Source organism: Shimia sp. (genome assembly GCF_039969785.1).
Taxonomy (GTDB): domain Bacteria; phylum Pseudomonadota; class Alphaproteobacteria; order Rhodobacterales; family Rhodobacteraceae; genus Shimia.
In genome coordinates this window covers 142,518-165,366 of record NZ_JBDVNC010000017.1, presented here as the reverse complement: position 1 = coordinate 165,366, position 22,849 = coordinate 142,518, and the positions used below count along the sequence as shown (strand labels likewise).

At 54.2% G+C, this 22,849-nt stretch carries 24 protein-coding genes; 9 read left to right on the top strand and 15 right to left on the bottom strand.

Annotated elements, in window-relative coordinates:
• Window positions 1-2: 2 nt before the first annotated feature.
• Genes mnmG through ABJI08_RS08945 form a run of 4 tightly spaced genes read left to right on the top strand, consistent with a single transcriptional unit; the run spans window position 3 to window position 4,193 of the window.
• The gene (gene mnmG, locus ABJI08_RS08960; RefSeq protein ID WP_348401483.1) at window positions 3-1,865 is read left to right on the top strand and encodes a tRNA uridine-5-carboxymethylaminomethyl(34) synthesis enzyme MnmG; all 1,863 of its coding nucleotides are present in this window, start codon (window positions 3-5) and stop codon (window positions 1,863-1,865) included.
• Entirely contained in the window at window positions 1,865-2,488 is a 624-nt protein-coding gene (gene rsmG / locus ABJI08_RS08955; protein WP_348401482.1) for a 16S rRNA (guanine(527)-N(7))-methyltransferase RsmG, read from the top strand. The genes mnmG and rsmG overlap by 1 nt, the downstream gene beginning before the upstream one ends.
• Window positions 2,481-3,290, top strand: coding sequence for a ParA family protein (locus ABJI08_RS08950; RefSeq protein WP_348401481.1), 810 nt, complete (start codon window positions 2,481-2,483; stop codon window positions 3,288-3,290). The genes rsmG and ABJI08_RS08950 overlap by 8 nt, the downstream gene beginning before the upstream one ends.
• A 12-nt stretch (window positions 3,291-3,302) precedes the next feature.
• The gene (locus tag ABJI08_RS08945; protein WP_348401480.1) at window positions 3,303-4,193 is read left to right on the top strand and encodes a ParB/RepB/Spo0J family partition protein; all 891 of its coding nucleotides are present in this window, start codon (window positions 3,303-3,305) and stop codon (window positions 4,191-4,193) included.
• Here the strand turns inward: ABJI08_RS08945 and ABJI08_RS08940 are convergent.
• From ABJI08_RS08940 to rph, 4 genes are read right to left on the bottom strand one after another with little or no spacing between them, the layout of a single operon-like run.
• Window positions 4,183-4,536 carry a YbaN family protein gene (locus tag ABJI08_RS08940; RefSeq protein ID WP_348401479.1) on the bottom strand — a complete coding sequence of 118 codons (354 nt, stop codon included), beginning with the start codon at window positions 4,534-4,536 and terminating at the stop codon, window positions 4,183-4,185. The two genes, ABJI08_RS08945 and ABJI08_RS08940, sit on opposite strands and share 11 nt — an antisense overlap.
• Window positions 4,537-5,694: a radical SAM family heme chaperone HemW gene (hemW, locus tag ABJI08_RS08935; protein WP_348401478.1), complete on the bottom strand. Its 1,158-nt coding sequence runs from the start codon at window positions 5,692-5,694 to the stop codon at window positions 4,537-4,539. It abuts the gene before it with no gap.
• Window positions 5,687-6,298 carry an RdgB/HAM1 family non-canonical purine NTP pyrophosphatase gene (gene rdgB, locus ABJI08_RS08930; RefSeq protein ID WP_348401477.1) on the bottom strand — a complete coding sequence of 204 codons (612 nt, stop codon included), beginning with the start codon at window positions 6,296-6,298 and terminating at the stop codon, window positions 5,687-5,689. The genes hemW and rdgB overlap by 8 nt, the downstream gene beginning before the upstream one ends.
• Window positions 6,295-7,008 (bottom strand): ribonuclease PH, encoded by a 714-nt coding sequence (rph, locus tag ABJI08_RS08925; protein ID WP_348401476.1) that lies wholly within the window; start codon window positions 7,006-7,008, stop codon window positions 6,295-6,297. The genes rdgB and rph overlap by 4 nt, the downstream gene beginning before the upstream one ends.
• Before the next feature lie 114 nt (window positions 7,009-7,122).
• Between rph and hrcA the strand changes: the two genes are divergently transcribed.
• The 3 genes from hrcA to ABJI08_RS08910 are packed head-to-tail and all read left to right on the top strand — an operon-like array spanning window position 7,123 to window position 9,863.
• Window positions 7,123-8,187: a heat-inducible transcriptional repressor HrcA gene (gene hrcA / locus ABJI08_RS08920; RefSeq protein ID WP_348401475.1), complete on the top strand. Its 1,065-nt coding sequence runs from the start codon at window positions 7,123-7,125 to the stop codon at window positions 8,185-8,187.
• Between the two features lie 9 nt (window positions 8,188-8,196).
• The gene (locus ABJI08_RS08915) at window positions 8,197-8,757 is read left to right on the top strand and encodes a nucleotide exchange factor GrpE (protein ID WP_348401474.1); all 561 of its coding nucleotides are present in this window, start codon (window positions 8,197-8,199) and stop codon (window positions 8,755-8,757) included.
• Window positions 8,758-8,810: 53 nt separating this feature from the next.
• On the top strand, window positions 8,811-9,863 hold the full coding sequence (locus tag ABJI08_RS08910; RefSeq protein ID WP_348401473.1) for a TPM domain-containing protein: 1,053 nt from the start codon (window positions 8,811-8,813) through the stop codon (window positions 9,861-9,863).
• A gap of 2 nt (window positions 9,864-9,865) precedes the next feature.
• Here the strand turns inward: ABJI08_RS08910 and mutS are convergent, their stop codons facing one another.
• Entirely contained in the window at window positions 9,866-12,478 is a 2,613-nt protein-coding gene (gene mutS / locus ABJI08_RS08905) for a DNA mismatch repair protein MutS (RefSeq protein ID WP_348401568.1), read from the bottom strand.
• A 169-nt stretch (window positions 12,479-12,647) separates the two neighbouring features.
• Between mutS and ABJI08_RS08900 the strand changes: the two genes are divergently transcribed.
• Window positions 12,648-13,517, top strand: coding sequence for a ribokinase (locus tag ABJI08_RS08900; RefSeq protein WP_348401567.1), 870 nt, complete (start codon window positions 12,648-12,650; stop codon window positions 13,515-13,517).
• A gap of 12 nt (window positions 13,518-13,529) precedes the next feature.
• Here the strand turns inward: ABJI08_RS08900 and msrA are convergent, their stop codons facing one another.
• Entirely contained in the window at window positions 13,530-14,192 is a 663-nt protein-coding gene (gene msrA, locus ABJI08_RS08895) for a peptide-methionine (S)-S-oxide reductase MsrA (protein ID WP_348401472.1), read from the bottom strand.
• Between the two features lie 196 nt (window positions 14,193-14,388).
• Here msrA and ABJI08_RS08890 point away from each other — a divergent pair, with 196 nt between their 5' ends.
• A complete protein-coding gene (locus ABJI08_RS08890) occupies window positions 14,389-15,105 on the top strand; it encodes an HAD family hydrolase (protein ID WP_348401471.1) in 717 nt (238 codons plus the stop codon).
• Between the two features lie 12 nt (window positions 15,106-15,117).
• Here ABJI08_RS08890 and ABJI08_RS08885 read toward each other — a convergent pair whose 3' ends face one another.
• From ABJI08_RS08885 to ABJI08_RS08845, 9 genes are all read right to left on the bottom strand, one after another.
• Complete coding sequence (locus tag ABJI08_RS08885) at window positions 15,118-15,399, bottom strand: SCP2 sterol-binding domain-containing protein (protein WP_348401470.1); 282 nt, start codon at window positions 15,397-15,399, stop codon at window positions 15,118-15,120.
• A 76-nt stretch (window positions 15,400-15,475) separates the two neighbouring features.
• Window positions 15,476-16,702: an argininosuccinate synthase gene (locus ABJI08_RS08880; RefSeq protein ID WP_348401469.1), complete on the bottom strand. Its 1,227-nt coding sequence runs from the start codon at window positions 16,700-16,702 to the stop codon at window positions 15,476-15,478.
• Between the two features lie 103 nt (window positions 16,703-16,805).
• Window positions 16,806-17,948, bottom strand: a complete 1,143-nt coding sequence (gene nagA / locus ABJI08_RS08875) for an N-acetylglucosamine-6-phosphate deacetylase (protein WP_348401468.1) — start codon at window positions 17,946-17,948, stop codon at window positions 16,806-16,808.
• A complete protein-coding gene (locus tag ABJI08_RS08870) occupies window positions 17,945-18,481 on the bottom strand; it encodes a hypothetical protein (protein ID WP_348401467.1) in 537 nt (178 codons plus the stop codon). Before ABJI08_RS08870 ends, nagA begins: the two co-directional genes overlap by 4 nt.
• A gap of 129 nt (window positions 18,482-18,610) precedes the next feature.
• Window positions 18,611-19,483 (bottom strand): BadF/BadG/BcrA/BcrD ATPase family protein, encoded by an 873-nt coding sequence (locus tag ABJI08_RS08865; protein ID WP_348401466.1) that lies wholly within the window; start codon window positions 19,481-19,483, stop codon window positions 18,611-18,613.
• A 658-nt stretch (window positions 19,484-20,141) separates the two neighbouring features.
• Entirely contained in the window at window positions 20,142-20,273 is a 132-nt protein-coding gene (locus tag ABJI08_RS08860; RefSeq protein ID WP_348401465.1) for a hypothetical protein, read from the bottom strand.
• Between the two features lie 48 nt (window positions 20,274-20,321).
• Window positions 20,322-20,942, bottom strand: a complete 621-nt coding sequence (locus ABJI08_RS08855) for a hypothetical protein (RefSeq protein ID WP_348401464.1) — start codon at window positions 20,940-20,942, stop codon at window positions 20,322-20,324.
• Between the two features lie 126 nt (window positions 20,943-21,068).
• Window positions 21,069-21,887 carry a dienelactone hydrolase family protein gene (locus ABJI08_RS08850; protein ID WP_348401463.1) on the bottom strand — a complete coding sequence of 273 codons (819 nt, stop codon included), beginning with the start codon at window positions 21,885-21,887 and terminating at the stop codon, window positions 21,069-21,071.
• Between the two features lie 38 nt (window positions 21,888-21,925).
• Window positions 21,926-22,753 (bottom strand): MBL fold metallo-hydrolase, encoded by an 828-nt coding sequence (locus tag ABJI08_RS08845; protein WP_348401462.1) that lies wholly within the window; start codon window positions 22,751-22,753, stop codon window positions 21,926-21,928.
• Window positions 22,754-22,849: the final 96 nt, after the last annotated feature.

The following is a 22,849-nucleotide window of genomic DNA, read 5'->3' as shown; positions in this document are numbered from 1 at the left end:
ACGTGAAACATTTTGAAGTTATTGTTGTTGGTGGTGGTCACGCGGGCGCAGATGCAGCGCATGCGGCGGCGCGCATGGGTGCGAATACCGCGCTTGTCACGCTCAAGAAGTCCGGTATCGGCGTTATGTCTTGCAACCCTGCCATTGGCGGCCTTGGAAAAGGCCATCTCGTTCGGGAAATTGATGCGCTTGATGGTCTTATGGGGCGTGTGGCGGATCAGGCCGGTATTCAGTTTAGACTGCTAAATCGTCGAAAAGGACCAGCAGTCCAAGGCCCACGCACGCAAGCAGACCGCGCCATCTATCGCGAATCGATGCTTGCTGAGGTTCTTAAAACAGAAAACCTCACCGTGATTGAAGGCGAAGTTGCTGACTTCATTATGACTTCTGGGGCCGTTACAGGCGTTGTCTTGGCGGACGGTACCGAAATTCCGGCCATAGCAGTCGTGTTGACCACCGGCACATTTTTGCGCGGAGTCATACATATTGGCGATGTTTCCAAACCGGGCGGACGCATGGGGGATGACCCTTCCATCAAGTTGGCTGAGCGTATTGATGGCTTCAATTTGCCCCTTGGCCGTTTAAAGACAGGAACTCCACCGCGCCTGAATGGCAAGACGATCAATTGGGATGTGCTTGAAGCACAACCCGGCGATGTGGACCCAACAATGTTCTCATTTCTGAACAAGGTCCCATTTGCCAGGCAGATTTCCTGCGGAATTACGCATACGAACGAACACACGCACGACATTATCCGGGAAAACTTAAGCCGGTCTGCCATGTACGGGGGGCACATCGAAGGCGTCGGGCCGAGATATTGTCCTTCTATAGAAGACAAAATTGTTCGGTTTGCCGATAAAACCTCTCATCAGATATTTCTTGAACCCGAAGGGTTATCCGATGACACGGTTTATCCAAACGGCATCTCAACATCCCTGCCAGTGGATGTGCAGGAATCCTATGTAAGATCCATTTTCGGATTGGAATCAGTCGAGATTCGCCAGCCGGGATACGCTATCGAATATGATTATGTCGACCCGCGCGCCCTGGATGCGTCTTTGCGGCTCAAAACCGTGCCCGGCCTTTACCTCGCGGGTCAAATAAATGGCACGACGGGCTATGAAGAAGCAGCGGCTCAGGGATTGGTGGCAGGGTTGAACGCCGCTTTGACCGCGCAAGGCAAAGAGCCCCATCATTTTAGCCGATCAGATAGCTATATAGGTGTAATGGTCGACGATCTGATCACCAGAGGCGTGACTGAACCCTATCGCATGTTCACTTCCCGTGCAGAATTCCGGCTGTCCTTGCGTGCCGACAATGCTGATCAACGACTGACCCCAATTGGTATAGAGCTTGGGCTTGTTGGTTCAGCGCGTCGGGATGTCTTTCTGGACAAACGCGACCGTCTGGCATCAGGAAAAGCGCTTTTGGATGAGGCAATTTTTACGCCGAAACAGCTAAAAGCCGCCGGAATAGCCGTAAATCAGGATGGTAATCGCCGTTCTGCCTTTCAAATACTGGCATTTCCGGATGTTGGCTTTCGGGAAATCTTGCCTCTCGACGAACAGTTTCAGTCTGTAGACCACGAAGTTCGCCTGCAGTTAGAACGGGATGCGTTGTACGCAAATTATATCGACCGTCAAATGCGGGATGTGGAAATGATCCGGCGCGACGAAAACCAAAAAATACCAGAGGGTTTCGACTACTCTTCAGTCGTCGGACTTTCCAACGAGCTCAAGACGAAACTTGGGCACGCACGTCCGGGAAATATTGCCCAAGCGGGGCGTGTTGATGGAATGACACCAGCAGGCTTAACGCTGTTATTGGCGAAGCTTCGGCAGGCCAAACGCGAGAAGTCAGCGTAATGTTGGAATCTGAACAGGTCATGCAGGATCTGAATGTTTCACGTGAAACAAAAGAGCGCCTGCGAATTCTTGCCGATCTGCTGACCAAATGGAATCCACGGATCAATTTGGTTTCAAAGTCTACTCTTAACACGCTTTGGTCTCGCCATGTCCTCGATTCAGCACAGATCTACAACTTGGCGACAGGGCCCTTTGTTCATTGGGTCGATCTAGGTAGCGGCGGCGGTTTCCCTGGTGTGGTAGTTGCAATTATGGCCGCAGAATCAAACGCTTCTGGCGCAGTGACAATGATCGAAAGCGATCAAAGAAAATGCGCATTTTTACGCACAGTGCTGAGAGAAACCGGTGTTTCCGCAACTATACTGTCTGAACGTATCGAAAAGGCGCACCCACAAGAGGCCGATATCTTGTCCGCAAGGGCCCTGGCTGATCTCAGCACGCTTTTTGGTTTTGCTGAACGCCATTTGAGCAAAAACGGTACCGCACTACTTCCAAAAGGCGCGAATTGGCAGAAAGAGGTTGAGGCCGCACAGCAGGCGTGGTCTTTCGATCTTGAAGTGATACAAAGCATTACAGAACCCGAAGCAGTCGTTTTAAAGGTCGGAGATATCAGTCGTGTCTGATCCCACGCGCCCCAAAGGGCCAAAAATAATCGCAATCGCAAACCAAAAAGGCGGTGTCGGAAAAACCACAACGGCGATCAATTTGGCTGCGGCTTTGACCGAACAAGGCAGTCGCGTGCTTGTTGTCGATCTTGACCCTCAGGGAAACGCGTCAACCGGGTTGGGCATCGAAATGGATGCCCGCGAATATACGACTTATGATTTGTTGTTGGATGACGCGTCTTTGGACGATGTTATTCTGCCGACAGAAAAAGACGGTATGTCAATTATTCCGGCGACGGTTGACCTTAGTTCAGCTGACATTGAATTGATTGCCAATGAAAAACGAAGCTTTCTGTTGCACGACGCATTGCGCCAGCCCGCGATGGACAAATTCAACTGGGATTTCATACTGATAGATTGCCCACCGTCGCTCAACCTATTGACCGTCAACGCGATGATTGCAGCACATTCCGTGCTTATTCCGCTTCAAAGCGAGTTCTTTGCGTTGGAAGGCCTGTCGCAACTGATGCTGACAGTACGCGAGGTTCGGCAATCGGCAAATGCCGGCTTGCGGATCGAAGGTGTGGTGTTGACGATGTATGACGCGCGCAACAATCTTTCCCAGCAGGTCGAACAGGATGCGCGCGATAATTTGGGTGAACTGGTGTTTGACACCAAAATCCCCCGAAATGTGCGGGTATCTGAGGCGCCTTCATTTGCTCAGCCGGTTCTCGACTATGATCCTGCGTCAAAAGGGGCTGAGGCGTATCGCACGTTGGCAAAGGAATTGGTGGCAAAGAACTTAAGAACCGCCGCGTAAGAAAGGCAAACCATGGCAGATAAGAAAAAAACACGCGGATTGGGGCGCGGGCTAAGCGCACTTATGGCGGACGTCACCGATGATCAGGTTCAAAATGACGTCGACGCATCGCAACGGGCAGATATCTACGTCCCAATTGAGAAAATTGTCCCAAACCCGGATCAGCCGCGTCGAGAATTTACGCAGGACCAACTGGATGATCTGGCTAATTCAATCCGCGAAAAAGGCGTTATTCAGCCGCTCATTGTTCGAAAACGGGATGAAAACACGTTTGAGATCGTCGCAGGCGAACGCCGGTGGCGGGCCTCGCAAATGGCGCAATTGCATAAACTGCCCGTCATTGTGCGTGAATATGACGATACCGAAGTCCTTGAGATCGCCATTATCGAGAACATTCAACGCGCGGACCTGAATCCAGTAGAAGAAGCGATGGGTTATCGCCAGCTGATGGACAAGTTTGGTCATACCCAAGAGCGCTTGTCCGAGGCTTTGGGAAAAAGCCGCAGCCATATCGCCAACTTGATGCGCCTTTTGCAGTTGCCTGATGATGTACAAGACATGCTGAAGCGCGGGGATCTGACAGCGGGTCACGCAAGGGCGTTGATCACCACGGAAAATGCGTCCGAGTTGGCGAAAAAGGTGCTCAAGGGCGCCCTGTCTGTACGTCAAACTGAAGCTCTGGTTAAGAAATCAGTAAGTCCCACGCCAGAACCACGTCCCAAACAGGTGAAGGTTAAGAAAGATGCCGACACGGTTGCGCTTGAGGGTGATTTGTCTGCCAATTTGGGCATGAAGGTCGAAGTAGATCACAAAGTCGGCGGCGAAAGCGGGCAACTAACGATTCAATACACTTCGCTGGACGACCTTGATGAGCTGTGCCGAATTCTCTCGGCTAACCGCTAGGGCGCGTCCAGATAAAGATCAGAACACAGCTTAAAACCACGGCCTGAATGATCAGGACTGTGGTTTTAAGTGAAAGCGCCAACGACACACCAAACACCAGCAAAATCGACACGGTTGCAATCCTTTTTGCGGCCGGGCCAATGGCGCCGCGGGATTGCCAATCTTCAATGGGCGGTCCAAGAGTTGGGTGGGACAACAACCAATTATGCATCCGTTCAGAAGATCGCGCAAAAAAGAACGCGGCCAACAATAGAAACGGGACGGTTGGCAAAAGCGGCAGGATCACACCTATAGCGGCAAGACCAACACACAAAATTCCCAAACTGGCCCAGATAAACCGCATTTAATCCAACAACAGCTCGGTCAAAACAGAATTCAACACCATTCTCCCCGAAGGCTGTACCTTAAGTCTTTGATTATCAATGCTAATAAGTCCAAGCTCAAGCAAAGCGTCAACCCTGTTACCCGACATTTCACGACCCGCCAGAGATTGATAGCGTCCAAGATCAACACCTTCGCTCAACCGCAACCCCATCAACAAAAATTCAGCGGCCTGTCCTTCCAGGTCAACCGCGTCGCGCACGGACTCACCATTTCCGGCCTCTGCCATGTCTAACCATTTGGTGGGGTTTCGCCAATTTTCAATGGCCAGCCGGTTTCCGTTGATGGTTAACCGCGCATGAGCTCCGGGGCCGATGCCAGCGTAATCTCCATAACGCCAATAAATCAGGTTGTGGCGTGACTCAGACCCTGTTTCTGCGTAATTTGACACTTCATACGGCAATCTACCGGCCTTTGCGCACATGTCCTGGGTCATTTCGTACATGTCTGCGGCTAAATCATCTTCCGGCAACCCGCGTAGCTTTCCGCGCGCATAGCGATCCCCAAAAGCGGTGCCGGTTTCGATTGTCAGCTGGTACAATGACAAATGATCAATCGACATTGCCAACGCTTCGGTCAGCTCAGTCTTCCAGTCATGCAAAGTTTGGTCCTGGCGCGCATAAATCAGATCAAAACTGACCCGATCAAATGTAGTTCTGGCAATTTCAAAAGCTTTGCGGCCCTCTGCGACCGTGTGAATGCGCCCAAGACGTTGCAGGTCGCGATCATTCAGGGCCTGAATACCCATTGAAATGCGATTAACGCCGCCATCGCGATACGCGGCAAACCGTCCGGCTTCAACGGAACCGGGATTGGCCTCTAACGTTATTTCCAGTTCATTTGCAGAAGGCCACAGTGTTCGAACGTGGTCCAGTATCCCGGCAACAATGTCCGGGTCCATCAAACTGGGCGTTCCGCCACCAAAGAAGATGGAACTCAGAACGCGACCCTTGGTCTCTTCCGCGACCCGGTCCAGTTCGGAGATATAGGCCCTAAACCACCTTAATTGGTCGATTTTTGGGGCAACATGACTGTTAAAATCGCAATAGGGACATTTGGCCTGACAGAACGGCCAGTGGATATAAAGGCCAAAGCCCCCGTTTTGCCAGTCTTCAGCCAAAACAGCCTGCTACAAACTGCGCGACAGCAAGGCCGCGGTGGCTGATCTTGTTCTTTTCCCAACGATCCATTTCGGCAAATGTCACATCATGGCCTTCTGGAACGAACATCGGATCATAGCCAAATCCGTCTTTTCCACGGATGGGCCAGACAAGATGCCCGGGCGCCGTGCCTTCGAAAACTTCGTCATGACCGTCTGGCCAGGCCAGAACCAAAGTGCTGCGGAACTGGGCCAACCATGGTCTTGCTGTGTTTGCAGCAATCAATTCGTCATGTGCACGTGTCATGGCCATCAGAAAATCACGGCCATTTCCGGTTTCAGCCCAATCGGCGGTATAAACTCCGGGCGCACCGTTTAAACCGTCAATTGTGATACCGCTATCATCCGACAGCGCCGGCAAACCTGTCGCTTTGGCTGCGGCATGAGCTTTGATCCGGGCGTTTCCGACAAAGGTGTCTTCTGTTTCTTCCGGCTCGGGCAAGTCCATTTCGGCAGCTCCCACCACCTTGACGCCAAATGGCGCAAGGAGGTGCGAAACTTCTTCCAGCTTGCCCTTGTTGTGGGTCGCAACCAAAAGCGTATCGTCTCGGAATTTGCGGGTCATGCCACCGCAGCCAACTGGGCCGCGACCAGCTCATCGACGCCTTTTTCTGCCAGATCAAGCAGTTGGTTCATCTGATCGCGGGAATAGGTGGACCCTTCGGCGCTCATCTGAACTTCGATCAGTTGTTTGTTGGCCAACATGATAAAGTTGCCATCCACACCCGCTTCGGAATCCTCCGGGTAATCCAGATCCAAAACCGGCTGACCAGCGTAAATACCGCAAGATACAGCGGCGACTGGCGACACAAGCGGATCGGAAATCACAACACCTGTTTTCATCAGCTTGTTCACGGCCAGCTTCAGCGCAACCCACCCACCGGTGATCGATGCACAACGTGTTCCGCCATCAGCTTGGATAACGTCGCAGTCTACGGTGATCTGACGTTCGCCCAGGGCAACGCGATCAACACCTGCGCGCAGCGACCGCCCGATCAAACGCTGAATTTCAACGGTACGTCCGCCTTGTTTGCCTGCCGTTGCCTCGCGTCGCATGCGAGAGGTGGTCGAGCGCGGCAGCATTCCGTATTCCGCAGTCACCCAGCCCAGCCCAGAGCCCTTGATAAACGGGGGCACCCGATCTTCGATTGTCGCGGTGCAAAGCACATGCGTATCGCCCATTTTGATCAGGCACGATCCTTCGGCGTGTTTGGTAACGCCGGCTTCGATCGAGACCGACCGCATTTCATTCAACTGTCTTCCGGACGGGCGCATGGCAGATTTCCTCATAACTATTTAGGCAAGGGCATACTCGGGCGGGCAGGGGCTGCGCAACCCCGATTGACCTTTGCCGCTCACGGCCTTTAATGGCATTGGGAAGACACAGACATGACAAACAGCTCAAAACTCCTCGAAGACCTGAACGACCGCTCGCGCGAGGTGTTTCGCCAGGTGGTCGAAGGGTATCTTAATACCGGCGACCCGGTTGGCTCGCGCACGTTGACCCGCACGCTCAGCGAAAAGGTCAGCGCCGCAACCGTGCGCAATGTGATGCAGGACCTTGAATATTTGGGCCTTCTGGACAGCCCGCACGTTTCTGCAGGCCGCATTCCGACCCAATTGGGCTTGCGGATGTTTGTGGATGGCATTTTAGAAATCGATGATCTTGATCAGGACGATCAGTCCAAAATTGACGCGACGTTAGGCAACAATTCGGGCGACGTCGGCACCATGCTGGACCGGATCAGCACGGCGCTTTCTGGCGTAACCCACAGCGCATCCCTTGTTCTGACACCGAAACATGAAGCTCCGATCAAACACATCGAATTTGTCAGCCTGGGCCAGGACAGCGCTCTTGTGGTTCTGGTTTTTGCCGACGGTCACGTCGAGAACCGGATCTTCACACCGCCGCCCGGCCAAACGCCAAGCTCGATGCGTGAAGCCGCCAATTTCCTTAATGCCGTTGCCGAAGGTCGTACCTTGTCCGAGTTGCATTTGGCAGTGCGCGAGGAAATCAAAAACCGCCGTCAGGAAATCGACAGTCTGGCGCGCGATCTGGTGGAAAATGGCATGGCGCTTTGGGCCAACGAAGGGGACCAAAACGAACGTTTGATTGTCCGGGGCAGGGCGAATCTTCTGGGAACCGAGGAAGAGGAACTGGACCTCGAACGCATCCGCACGCTGTTTGATGATCTGGAACGCAAGCGCGACATCGCTGAATTTTTGGATCTTGCCGAACAGGGCGACGGTGTGCGCATTTTTATTGGCTCTGAGAACAAACTTTTTTCACTTTCGGGTTCCTCTTTGGTCGTGTCTCCTTATATGAACGCTGATCGAAAGATTGTGGGCGCTGTTGGGGTCATCGGACCCAAGCGCCTGAACTATGGTCGTATCGTGCCGATTGTGGATTACACGGCACAGCTGGTCGGAAAACTGATATCTGACCGGGGTTAGAGGTGAGAAATGGCAGAGCCGAAAGAAAACGAGTTTCTGGACGATATTGAAGAAGCCGAAGCCGAAGAATATGCGCAGAGTCTTGATGATCTGGCAGACGAGGCAGTCGAGCTTGATGAATTGCGTGCCGAACGGGATCAAATGAAAGACCGTTGGATGCGCGCCCTTGCGGATGCAGAAAATTCCCGCAAACGCGGCGAACGCGCCCGGCGCGAAGCAGAGCAATATGGCGGTTCCAAGCTGGCACGCGACATGTTGCCTGTGTTTGACAACATGAAACGTGCCGTTGAATCGATCACTGAGGAACAAAAAGCATCCTCAGCCGCTCTGATCGAGGGCCTCGAGCTGACAATGCGCGAGCTTTTGAACACGTTCTCCAAGCACGGCATCGACATGGTCTCGCCCGAAGTCGGTGACAAATTCGACCCGAAAATGCACGAAGCGATGTTCGAAGCCCCCTTGCCGGGCACCAAGGCAGGTGAAATCATTCAGATATCTGCCGAAGGCTTTATGTTGCATGACCGCCTGTTGCGGCCAGCCAAAGTCGGCGTTTCGTCAAACCCCGGCTAAACAGCCCCTGACAAAAATGTTAGAAAGCCTCTGTCATTGACGGAGGCTTTTTCTTGCGCGCATTTCTCAGAATTCTGACCGTGGTTTTTCTCGCAACCGCAACGGTGGTTCAGGGCCAGACCTATCCGGATTATCAGGAACTCTTTGTTAACGATTTTGCGGACCTTCTGAACGACGAAGAAGAGCAGGGCATTCGCACCAAACTTGAACGGCTTCGTACAGAAAGCGGTATCGAATTCACGGTTGTGACGATCCCCCTAATGTCTGACTTCGATCACAATGGCGCGATCGAACCCTTCGCGACGGGGCTTTTCAATTATTGGGGCGTCGGCGACGCGACGCGAAACGACGGCGTGTTGATGCTGGTCTCTCGTTTTGATCGAAAAATGCGGATTGAGGTTGGTTCCGGCTATGCGTCGTCCAAGGATGCGCCGATGAAAGCCATCATCGATGACGAAATTCTGCCCCGGTTTCGCGATGATGACTATGTGCGCGGCATCCAGGATGGCGTAACGGCCGTCATCCTCAACCTGACTGGTTCGCTGCCGGGTGAACAGGGGATGAACGGGTTTCAGAAATTCTTGGCCAAGATCAAACGCGGGATCGACGCGCTTGGCGAATGGCTCCTCCTGATCCTCGCGCCGCTTCTGGCAATACCGGCGCAACTGTACCGACGCTGGCAGCGCAACAAACCTCGGATCTGTCCAACGGACGGTGCCAGGATGACGCGCCTTTCCGAACAATGGGAAGACAGCCACCTACAACAGGGGCAAATCACCGAAGAACGCCTTAAAAGCGTTGATTATGACGTCTGGGAATGCCCAAAATGCGACCATCAAACCGTAGAGGGCTACCGCGCATGGTTTTCTCAATATGGGGCATGTCGCTCTTGCGGCTTTCGAACAGTTGAGGGCGACACGACAATTATTACATCTGCCACGACCAGCTCTACCGGTCTTAAGCGCATCGATTATCAATGCCACCACTGCCACAATACCTGGAGCGCAACGCGCACAATCCCCAAGAAATCATCTTCCAGTTCCTCGTCGTCCAGTTCGTTTGGCGGTGGCTCTTCATCCGGAGGAGGGGCGTCTGGAAGCTGGTAAAGTTATCCTGATAGATCTTTCAGTTCGTAAAGCAAATCCAACGCCTCTCGTGGTGTAAGAGCATCTGGATGAATATCATCTAGTCTCTGTTCCAGCAGATTTGGCTCCGGTTTCACAGCCACAACGGGCGCAGGGCTGGCTGCAAACAACGGCAAATCGTCAATCAACGCCTTGTGCGCCGGCCCTTCACGTTCGCCCTTTTCCAGGGCCTCCAGCACCACGCGGGCACGTTCGACAACCACTTTCGGCAATCCGGCCAGCTGTGCGACCTGAACGCCATAAGACCGATCCGCTGCGCCCTGCTTTACTTCATGCAGGAAAATGACCTCACCTTCCCATTCGCGCACGGTCACGGTCGCATTGGCAACGCCGCTCAGCTTGCCAGCCAGTTGCGTCATCTCGTGATAATGCGTCGCAAAAAGCGCGCGTGATTTGTTCATGTCATGCAGATGTTCAAGCGTCGCCCAGGCAATCGACAACCCATCATAAGTCGCCGTTCCACGTCCGATTTCATCCAGAATGACCAATGCACGGTCATCTGCCTGATTCAAAATGGCGGCGGTTTCGACCATTTCCACCATGAATGTCGACCGACCCCGCGCCAGATCGTCAGATGCGCCAACCCGGCTGAACAGCTGGCTGACCAACCCGATACGAGCCGAGGATGCCGGAACAAAGCTGCCCATCTGCGCCAACAAGGCGATCAATGCGTTTTGCCGTAAAAACGTCGATTTACCCGCCATGTTTGGACCAGTTAACAGCCAAATACTGGCTTGATCCGCACCTGACAGATCACAGTCATTGCCCACAAACGGCTCACCCGTCTGTTTCAGCGCGGCTTCAACGACTGGATGTCTCCCGCCTTGGATCGAAAAATCTTTACTGTCATTCACATCCGGGCGGCACCAGCTTTCCCCAATCGCCAGCTCGGCCAATGCGCAGCCCAAATCAATTTCTGCCAACGCTCTGGCCGCTGTCGCGATCTGCCCGGACACGTTTAAGACAGCGCCTTTCAGGCTGTCATAGAGCCGCTTTTCAATCTCCAGCGCGTGATTTCCAGCGTTCAGAATGCGCGTTTCAAGCTCGCTCAACTCGACCGTGGTGAATCGCACCTGATTGGCTGTGGTCTGACGATGGATATAAGTTTCAGACAACGGCGCGGACATCATCACGTCGGCATGTTTCGCCGTTGTTTCGATAAAGTACCCCAAAACATTGTTGTGCTTGATTTTCAGCGAAGAGACACCGGTTTGCTGCGCGTATTGCGCCTGCATACCAGCAATCACACCACGCCCTTCGTCCCGCAATGTGCGGCTTTCGTCCAGTTCTGCGTTATATCCCGGCGCAATGAACCCACCTTCCCGGGCCAATAGCGGTGGCTCAGCGATCAGCGCCTGTTCCAACAGCGTCAAAAGATGATCATGCCCTTCCAACGCGGCCAAAGCATTTCCGACGACCTTCGGAATTGTATCCGGATAGGCGCTCGTCGCGATTTCCTGAGCCTGGCCCAACGCATTTCTGATCGCGGCCAGATCACGCGGGCCGCCACGATCCAACGACAGGCGCGACAATGCCCGGTCCATATCGGGTACCTTGCGCAACATATCCCGCAGATCACGCGCCACGGAACGATGCTCAGAAAAATACGAAACCGCGTCCAATCGGGCATGAACAGTCTCTAATTGAATAGAAGGTGAGGATAACCGCTGTTCCAACAGCCGCGCGCCACCTGCCGTCAATGTCCGGTCGATCACAGACAAAAGCGACCCGCTTCGCCCCCCGGACAACGCATGTGTCAGCTCAAGATTGCGACGTGTGGCGGCATCAATTTGCATGACAGACGCAGCGGCCTGTCGCACCGGGGGTTGAAGCAGAGGCAGCTTGCCCTTTTGCGTCAGGTCCAGATAATCAACAATTGCGCCCAACGCGCCGGTTTCAGCGCGGCAAAACGTGCCAAATGCCTCAAGCGACGTTGTCTTAAAGACTGCTGCAACACGTTTTTCGGCATGGCTGGAATCAAATGATCCACGTGACATCGGCGTCATTGGCACGCCCATATCAGAGACTATTTCAGCCAATTCTGTCTCTGATCCTTCAGCCACCAAAAGCTCAGAAGGTGCCAATCGAGCCAATTCCGGCCCCAACCGGACCGGAGGGATTGGCATAACAAACAATGCACCGGTCGAAATATCCGCCCAGGCCAAGGCAGCTTCATCGCGCACAACACCGTATGCGGCCAGAAAATTGTGCCGCCTTGCATCCAACAGTGAGTCTTCGGTCAGCGTGCCGGGCGTGACAAGTCGCACAACTTCGCGGCGCACAACCGCCTTGTAACCGCGCTTTTTCGCTTCGGCGGGGCTTTCCATTTGTTCACAAACGGCGACGCGAAACCCTTTGCGGATAAGGGTCAGAAAATATCCCTCGGCGGCGTGATGCGGCACGCCACACATTGGAATTTCCGCCCCTTCGTGTTTGCCGCGTTTGGTCAACGCGATATCCAGCGCTTCAGCCGCCGCGATCGCGTCGTCAAAGAACATCTCGTAAAAATCGCCCATCCGGTAGAACAACAACGCATTTGGATATTGCGCTTTGATCTCCAGAAATTGCGCCATCATTGGCGTGACGCCAGATTTGCCTGCACTCAACGGATCAACCCCCAAGGTGATTGGCCTCAAGGTCTATCAAACTTGCGACCCCGGCGAAAACCCGAAAACGCGTCGATCTGGCATGGACAAGGCGGATTTGATTTGCTCGACTGAACCTGACCAATACAAGGACTCCAGTATGGCCATTTACAACCTCGGATCGATCAATGCGGACCATGTTTACCGTGTGCCGCACCTGCCCGGGCCGGGGGAAACGCTGTCCGCAAACGAATTGTCCCGGGGCCTTGGTGGAAAAGGTGCCAACATGTCTGTTGCCAGCGCCCGGGCCGGTGCGCATGCCGTTCATATCGGCGCTGTCGGAACAGATGGCACATGGGCGGTTCAGCGTTTGACAGAATTTGGCGTCGATACGCGCCATATCGCGACATTGCCGGGCACGCCAACCGGGCATGCAATCATCAATGTGGATAACAACGGCGAAAACGCGATTGTGCTGTTTCAAGGTGCCAATCACGCGATTCCACACCAAGCTCTCACTGCCGCGTTGACCGAGGCTTCACCCGGCGACACGCTATTGATGCAAAATGAAACATCACATCAACGCGAAGCGGCTGACATTGCGCGAAAACTTGGCCTGTTCATCGCCTACGCCGCCGCACCCTTTGACGCAGAGGCCACCGCGGCTGTTCTACCGTTGCTTGATTTCCTGATTCTGAATGAAGTTGAGGCGCAGCAACTGGCGCAAGCGACAGGCAAGAACCCCTCGGATCTTGGCGTGCGTGACGTCATTATCACACTGGGGTCAAAGGGTGCACGGTGGTTGCACGATGGGGCATCGCGTGATTTCCCCGCGTTCCCCGTCACGCCGATCGATACCACCGGCGCCGGGGATACATTCACGGGCTATGTCCTGGCAGCCCGTGACAGGGGATTATCTATGGAACAGGCCATCACACTGGCCAGCCGCGCTGCTGCGATCATGGTGACGCGTGCAGGCACGGCAGACGTTATTCCCGATCTTAAGGATGTAACTGAAACCCGGTTCTGAAACCTTGGGGAGTCAATGCCCGACAAACGGCGCGGCATTTCCCCAAAGCTGCTTCACGCGCTTGTCGCGCCCACACGCCTCGCGATACCGCTTATATGCCGAAGATTGTTTCTTGGGACCAAACCGGGTCAACACAATCTTGGTGCCCTTGTAGTAATCCTGATGATATGCCTCTGCTTTGTAGAATTTTTTGGCAGGCAAGACAGGTGTTACCACTTTGCGTTTCAGTGCAACTTCGGCTTCTTTCTTGGCACGGTCTGCTGCTTGCTTCTGAGCGTCATTGGAGAAAAAAACAGCTGTGCGATAGCTGTCTCCGCGGTCGCAAAACTGGCCCCCAGCATCCGTGGGATCAACTGACCGAAAAAACATGTTCAGAATTTGGTCACGGCTGACCTTGCCGGGGTCAAACTTGATTTCGACCGCTTCGTAATGTCCGGTTCCGCCCCGTGTGACATCCTTGTAGCTTGGGTTTTTTGTTGTGCCACCTGTATATCCGGATACGGCCGATTTTACGCCCGGCACGCTTTCGAAATCGCTTTCAACGCACCAGAAACAGCCGCCCGCGACGACAAGCGTTTCGGTTCCTGCGGCATGGGCGCGATGCCCCTGTATGCCCGCTCCGATCAGGATCAGCGCGAACAGAACGAAACTTTTGAGATTTTGAAACTTTGACATGTTGCATACTCCGTTAAGAACACGCTGCGCCCTAGCGCGTCCAAGCGCAACGGGGCGACATCAAATGTCACGGCTTGGTGAATACGTTTTACCGCTTGGCGACCTGTCTTAGATTCACTAGCGTCGCTTCAACCCGTCTGGCGCACCTACGCGTTGCAGACGCAACACCGACGTAATACCGACAGGAGATTTGCGCTTGAAAATCGCCATGTGGAGCGGGCCGCGAAATCTCTCGACGGCCATGATGTACAGCTTTGGCAACCGCCCGGATTGCGCCGTTGTTGATGAACCTTTTTATGCGGCCTATCTCAAACTGACCGGGCTGGATCACCCAATGCGAGACGACATTCTTGCCAGCCAATCGCAAGACCCAGATGATGTGGCAGCGATGCTTTCAGGCGCCAACCCAGAGCAAAAAACGCATTTCTATCAAAAACATATGACCCAGCACATGGTTCCCGGTGTGCCGCGAGATTGGATGCGCGGAGCGGTCAACGTGTTCCTGATCCGCCACCCGGCCCGGGTGATCGCCAGCTACGCGGCAAAACGCGAAAATCCGACGCTGGACGACATCGGCTTTCGCCAACAGGCAGAGCTGTTCGATCTGGTCAAAAGCTGGGGTCAAACACCGGTTGTGATCGACAGCCACGACATTCGTCAAAACCCCGAAATCATGTTGAATAAACTGTGTGATTCCATTGGGATAGACTATCTGACCGACATGTTGACATGGTCCAAGGGCGGCCATTCCAGCGACGGTGTTTGGGCGAAACACTGGTATGGCGCAGTCTGGAATTCGACGGGTTTTGCCGGGGCCGAGGGGCCATTGCCGGATGTCCCTGAACCACTTCGTCTTGTTCTGAACGATGCCTTGCCGCTTTATGAAAAAATGCTGACTGCAAAGCTGGCCTGAGCCGGGCTCACCCTATTTCAACAACTGCGCCAGCTTCATCGCGACACCCATGTCGCCCGAGATTTTCAGCTTTCCCATCATCACACCGGTCATGGGATTCAGCTTGCCTGTCAGCAGCTTAACAAGGTTGTCAGCGCTAATCTTGATCGTGCAATCGGTGTCCTGATCCTGCATCGACGCGACGCCGTTGCTCAGCACAACAACCCCGTCACCACCACAGTCAAACTTCATCGACCCGTCAAAAGCTTTGGACGCCAGCTCGGTTTGCATCCGTTCGACAACCTTCTCCAGCATGTTCAACCTCACAAAAAATGCCCGCCTAGTGACTAGGCGAGCATCTCAATTCTCTCAACGGTGACGTGGCTTCCGCTTACTTTCCGACACGCTTGTTGCGCATCGCGATCAGCTTGAGACGCAAGGCCTGCAACTGAATAAACCCGGCTGCGTCCTTCTGGTCATAAGCGCCCGCATCTTCTTCAAAAGTGACGTGCTCTTCTGAATAAAGCGAGTGATCCGACCAGCGACCAACCGTGGTGGCCATGCCCTTGTACAGTTTCACACGGGTCACACCGGTCACGTGTTCCTGGCTCAGATCGATGGCGGCCTGCAGCATTTCACGCTCGGGCGAATACCAGAAACCGTTATAGATCAGCTCTGCATATTGCGGCATCAGCTGGTCTTTCATGTGCATCGCGCCGCGATCCATGGTGATGGATTCGATGCCACGATGGGCTTCGATCAGAATGGTACCGCCGGGCGTTTCATAGATGCCGCGCGATTTCATTCCAACAAACCGGCCTTCGACCAGATCAAGCCGGCCAATGCCGTGCTTGCGGCCATATTCATTCAGCGCGGTCAGCATCGTGGCCGGGCTCATCGCCTCGCCGTTGATCGAAACGGGATCACCTTTTTCAAAGCCGATCTCAATAAATTCCGGCGTGTCTGGTGCATCTTCGGGATGAACCGTGCGCTGGAAAACATAGTCGGGCGCCTGAACAGCAGGGTCTTCCAGAACCTTGCCTTCGGACGAGGTGTGCAACAGGTTTGCATCCACCGAGAATGGCGCTTCGCCGCGTTTATCCTTGGCAATCGGGATCTGGTTTTGTTCAGCAAAGTCCAGCAAACGCGTGCGAGAGGTCAAATCCCATTCGCGCCATGGCGCAATCACTTTGATATCCGGATTCAGCGCGTATGCTGCCAGTTCAAACCGGACCTGATCGTTGCCTTTGCCGGTCGCACCGTGCGCCACAGCGTCGGCACCGGTTTCTTCGGCAATTTCGATCAAACGCTTTGAAATCAGCGGACGGGCAATCGATGTGCCCAGCAGGTAAAGACCTTCGTACTGTGCGTTGGCGCGAAACATCGGGAACACAAAGTCGCGCACAAACTCTTCGCGCACATCTTCGATAAAGATGTTTTCGGGTTTGATCCCCAACAGCTCGGCCTTTTGGCGGGCTGGTTCAAGCTCTTCGCCTTGACCCAGATCGGCGGTGAATGTCACCACTTCACAGTCATATTCGGTTTGCAGCCATTTCAGGATGATCGAAGTATCAAGGCCGCCGGAATAGGCCAGAACAACTTTTTTGGGTGCGGACATGTCAGTATCCCTCATGCGTGTATCGCAGGCGCGATATCGGTTTTTGCGCCGTAGGGCAAGGGACGGTCGGCACAGAGTCGAAAAACCCTAAGACCGCGGCGGTCTAAATGCCGCTTAACGGCACAGCGCCCGAGAAATCCCGGGAAATTCTGATGCAATTCGAAAGCGGGGTTTGTCCCTTAATCAAACCATGTGACAACCCAATCAGTTCGCCCGGACAGCGCGTCGCGGCGCCAAGAGCATCGACAAGTGGCACCCCAACCCTAGTGTGCAGCAGATGCAGGGCAGTGGTCAGATCCAGATCTGCCCCGGCAAGGGTGCCATCTGCCAGAATTAGACGTCCGTTATCACGAGTGATACGCCGCCCTTCCAATTCAAACTCGGTCAGATCGGTGCCCGCTACTGCCATGGCATCACTGACCAGAAAAAACTGACCCGGCCCGGTTTTGGCCTTCCATGCGGCTTTCATGGATTCGTGATGCACATGGATGCCATCCGCGATCAAACCGGCAGATACCCCACCACTCGCAAGAACGGCACCCACAAGCCCGGGTTCGCGATTGCCAAGCTGGCTCATTGCGTTGAACAAATGGGTCGCACAACGCGCACCGGCCTTTATGTATTCGCGGCAGGTTTCAAAATCCGCATCCGTGTGGCCAAGCGAAACAAGTATGCCCGCATCTGTCAGCGTTGCGACCTGGGCCAAACTTACGCTTTCCGGGGCAAGCGTCATCTTCAATACGGGCAGCCTTTGCCTGGCTTCCAGCAGCATTTCGACATCTGATGCACCCATTGGGCGTATCATCGCCGCGTCATGTGCGCCTTTGCGCGCCACTGACAAATGAGGCCCTTCCAAATGTAAACCAGCGATTCCTGGCACCCCGGCTCGAATGGCCTCAATTGTTGCACTGATGGCCTGCCGTGATTTGTCGGCTGTGTCGGTGATCAGCGTGGGCAAAATGGTCGTCGCCCCCAAACGACGATGCGCTGCTGCGATCCGTTGCAGCGTTGCAACCGACGGATCATCGTTGAACATGACCCCATCACCGCCATTCACCTGCAAATCCACGTAACCAACGGACAAAATATCGCCCTCAAGGTCGATCACTCTGCCGGGGTTGTGCGCTGTGCCGGTCGGCAAAAGGGCGTGAAAAACGCCGTCGTGAAATTGCACGGCGCGGGCGTCGTGCAAATCTGTGCCGTCAAAAACGGGGCCGCCGAAATAGGTGATCACATTGTTAGTCATACTGTCTCTGTCACCTTTTTCAAATGCCGTGGAAAATCAGGGTCGATCCCCCGAGACAAGGCCACAGACTCAACCATTCCATAGAACGAAATGATTGTGGCAATTGGATCGGTCAACCAATGTGCGGTACGTACATGTGGCAAAACAGTTGCGTGCGATACTTTGGATGTGGCGGCAAAAACGCGCGCGCCTTTGGATGCCAACGCGTCCGCCACTTCGGCCAGACTAGATTCCGCAGCATCCCCTGCCGCAAACCCAATGACCGGGAAACCCAGTTCGAAAATCGAAACAGGCCCATGAAGCACCTCAGCCGACGCCATAGGCTTGCGCAGAACCAGCTCGCTTGCGTATTTCAAAAAGGTACAGGCATGATCTGATGATCCGCGTGCAACCGACAAAAGAAACGGCGGATTGACGTTGCGGGCAGATCGCGCCACCTTTCGGATGATGTCCCCTCCAAGTGTCAAAAGCCTTTCGACGGCCTCGGGAATTTCAACAATATCCCGGCGCAACTGGGTGCGGTCTTGGGGCATCTGGTGTCCTTTCTGTGAGACAGTCGCGGCTCGGTGACAAGTCATAGGCGTCGTCGCGATTGAACTTAGTGCGGGCCTGCCGTGTGTCTTAGCCACTGTCTGGGCGACAAAAACCCGGTAATTTCCATGTCAGGTTTCCTTTAGCCTGTCCCGCGCAAGATCAATGGCGCCTTCCAGCGGGCTGGCCTTGGGGCTTTGAATGGCGTGTTGCATCACGCTTGGCAAATACGGCGCGTAATGCGGACCAATTCCGCCGGTCAAACACAGTGCCATACCCCGTTGAAATCCAATCTGTTCTAGGTTCAGCGCCAGAATGACTGCCGCGTTCCGCATGACCTGCACCGCGTTTTGATCACCGCTTTCAGCCAGCGATGTTACCATAGGCGCCAGCGATCCAAATTCGGCCGGAGTTGCAGTTCCGGCAAAAGCAACAATTCCGGGTGCGCCTTTAAATTGCGACAATATCGACTTAGTAATCTCTGACGACGGTAAAAACCCGTCAACGTGCTGAAGCGTCACGTTCAACGCCATGCGCCCTACCCACTGGGCCGAGGCCTCGTCACCCAAAACGGACCCCCATCCGCCACTCAATCGAACATTTCCTTCGGTTTGGGCCGCAAAGAACGATCCGGTTCCGCAATGTGCGACAACACCGTCATCTTTACCCAAGGCACCACGCAATGCCGAATGTCGGTCATCAGCGTATTGCGCATTTGAAAAAGGCAACGCCGAGTCCAGTTGCGAGACGATTTCTGGGCCGGTGACTCCGGCCAATCCAACAAAGGCAGGAAGCGCTGAGATTGCCTGTACGGGTAGATCACATTCTATCGCGAGCTTTTGTAGCCCCCCCTGTAGGCAGGAGATTGCTGCGTCGAAGTCCGTTGAGACATTGGCAGAACCAGCCTCGACGATATGGTGCTTTGCCCCGTTCGCAATTGCAATTCGGCAACGCGTTCCGCCACCATCGATAGCCAAAACAAGGGATTTGTCCAAATCTGTCATACAGATACCTATATAATACCTTTCAGCAACGGCATAGTCTGGGCAATACCAAAGCGCGCTCAGTATGTAGCGTGTGAACCTCGAATATTGGAATGGTGAAATTTGGTTTCATAAAGGTATGTTCATTAAATTGATCAGGTCACGCTAGAGACGGTAAAAGCGACGAAACGATAGTGTCGTAAATCCCTGTTTAGTTGATAGTGCCCCATGGACCGGACGCAACCAATCTGCAATCTCTGCAAATTGCCGATCTGCAGGTTCGCAATGTCGAAATGGCAGGCGGAAACCTAGCCAACGGAACGCCGAGATTGATGCTATGTTTTGATGAGGTTCTTACGATTGCTGGTCCGGATAGCGCGCGTGACGTAGTTGCTCGCGAGGTTCTAACAGGGAGTTTTGACGGCGCGTGAAGACGACGTTGTTCTGGCCGAACAATGTGAGCTGTTGATGTACACGCTGCGTTAAAGCCTAAGCATCGTGGGGTCTCATATCGGTTGCGAAACTTCTTATAGCGGCGCCTGTAAGGCGACGATTGAGGCCATGTCGGTCACCATCAGGCTTTTGGAAGAAAATCCAAACCCCTGCGAAGAGGAAGTTCGCTTTGGGATGGTGGGCAATATCTGCCGCTACACCGGGGCCAGAACATCATGAAGCCCATTCAGGCGGCCGCGTCTGACGTGAATACAGCAATGGAATTGCCCGCCATTGTCGACCCGTGTGATCGCGTCTTGATATTGGCGGTGGAACTGCCAGCAAGATGTGTGCTGGCCCGATCATGAATTTGCGACATCCTGGGTCTTGGCGTGCAAAAATTCTGCGATGAACAGAAATACTGAACTTAATTCACCGCAAAGCAGTAGAACAGCCCGTCGCCTCCCGTTCGCCACAGGTTTTCAAGGCCACACCCGCGCGATGGGTGCGCAGTGCCCCAGGATGTTGGATTAGACCCGCCGCCTGTTCGGTCGTGGTGGCCAACCATGGCAGAGCTATCAGAAGACGCGCTGGTCCAGTCATCGCAGGCTGGGCCGACAAACAGGCCCTCTGTGGTTGAACCGGTCAGGATGTCATGTCGGTTGGGTCTATCGCCGCGGCCGTTAATGACTTCACCTGTTTCGCTGATGGACGTTACCTTGGTTAGATTGTTGGCATCTGCGTCGTGCAACTGCGCGACGCTTTGCGCAACGACGACGCCTTTCGCGTTGGCCCACGGCCCTGCGCCAATACGGTCACGCGCGTTTTCGGAGCTGGACGACAAATAGGCAGCCCATGTCTTACCGGTGATCCCTGCGGCTTTGGCCAGTGAAGTGCAATGGGCATCAGCGCCTGCAAGGCCCCCCAAATTGCCGCCATTGCCAGGGTTAACGCTGGTAATGAAAAAACTGGTGTTGGCGTCTTGCGCGGATGAGCCAACAGCAAGGCAAACGGCGGATGCCGCAAATGCCAGAACTTTGAGCTTCATGGGAAACCTCCATTTTGTGAATGGTCTTTGGGCGATCTCGATCAAGATCACGCCGATCTATCCGTTATTGCGGCTTCAAACGGCTATGTTTTCATTTCTTTTTGCTTGGTGCTTTTTCTTCAAAAACTATGACGAATGAGCGTTTTCCAGAAACGTCTTTGCACGACCCGTCCAACCCGGTGGCAAGCCGTGACCGCCGTCATGCAGATCAATTCGGACTGGCGCTCGGGTGCAGGAAACGTCCCAAACACGGCTTCTAAAGTCTTCGTCAATGTCGATCTGGTCTGGTTTTGAGTGACATCCGTTCGCATTTCGTGCGCGTTCTAGCGCGGTCCACACGCTGCCCTGATGCCAATCGCGTATCCCACGACCTTCCAACGGGACCTGCCCGTCGGCAAATCCGTGTACTTGCATGATCGGCAAGTCTACTAAGCCGCTGCAATCGGTACTGTTTGGCTGGCGCAAAGCTCCGGCGACGCTGACCATTCCCGACAATCTGTCGCCTGCTTCGCAAGCCAGGAGCCAGGCCATGGACCCTCCTGCCGAAAACCCACTGGCATAAAGTCGGGAAGTGTCGAGGTTTCCATGTGATTCAGCATCGGCAAGCGCCGCGAAAGTGAAGGCGACATCATTGCGACCCGAGCCGTCGCGGCCCGGAAAGAAAAAACGCTCTGGATTGCGGCCAGCCCGGGTCTGCCCATTGGGGGCAAGCAAGGCATAGCCTTGATCAAGAAAATCACGCTGTAAACCGCCGCTCCGGTGAATGGAGCCCCCATTGCTGTTTGCGCCATGAAACCAGATCAGGACGGGATGCGGGCCGTCACCTTCGGGCAGGTTCAGGTAGTAACTTCCACCATCGATGTCGCACGGAGCATCAGGCCCGCAATCTTGTGCGACCGCAGCACCCGCTGTCCATGCGGTAATCAAAGCGAGTAATAACCGCATGAGTTTGATCCTTTAAAACGTGAAACTGCAGTCGGACGTCAGTTGAGTGCGCCGCTTTCGTTCAACGAGCGCGCCGCGCCGGCGATATTGGCAGCACGCCAGTCAAAGCCCAGCCAGCTCGAATACTCATTAAAAGTCAGTTCTTCTTGCAGCTCTTCTACTGACTTGCCCGCTTGCAGACCGGCCAGCACCTCAGCCCGCAGAGTTTCCATATATATCACGACCTCGGCCACGTTTTCATGGGTGCCAACGTTGCCATGCCCGGGCGAAAGAATGTCAAAGTCCAGTGAGCCGACTTTGCGTACCTGATCGGTCCAGTCGTCGATATTTGCGTTTGGCATATCGCGGAACGGCAATCGGCGAGGCGCCATAGCATCCACGACAAACGCCACGTTTTCGGGACGCACGACAACCGCCATTAGGTCAGTCCCGTGCCCAGCGCCCAAATATGTGAACTCAAATGTTTTGTTGCTAACCGTCAGGCTGTCTTCATCCGCGACCCGGTGGTCAACAGTAACCCCCACAATTTTATCGGGCGCATTCTGGTGCGCGACAATCTCGGCTGTGTCCTCAAACACTTCGCCACCAGACGCGTGATCGGCGTGCGAATGGCTGTAGATCAAATGCGTCACCGGCAAGTCGGTCTTCTTGGCAATCTCAGCTTCAAGCCAGGAAGACGCGGCTGCGTTGATCGGATCGGCCACGACCACACCCGAGTCAGTAAAAACAACAAGACCGAAGTGAGCGTTGTTTTGCCAGCGATATACATCGCCTTCGACATTTATCAGCGCCCGCTTCGCGTCTTGCGCAGAAGCGGCGTTGATAAGTGACACCAAAACGAATGTGGCGAGGGTAATTGCCTTCATGACGATCTCCTTGGTCCGTCACTATGGTAAGGGTTTAGCAGAAACCGGCCAATCACGATTAGGAGAGAGCCAGATGTCCAGCATCCGAACTCATAA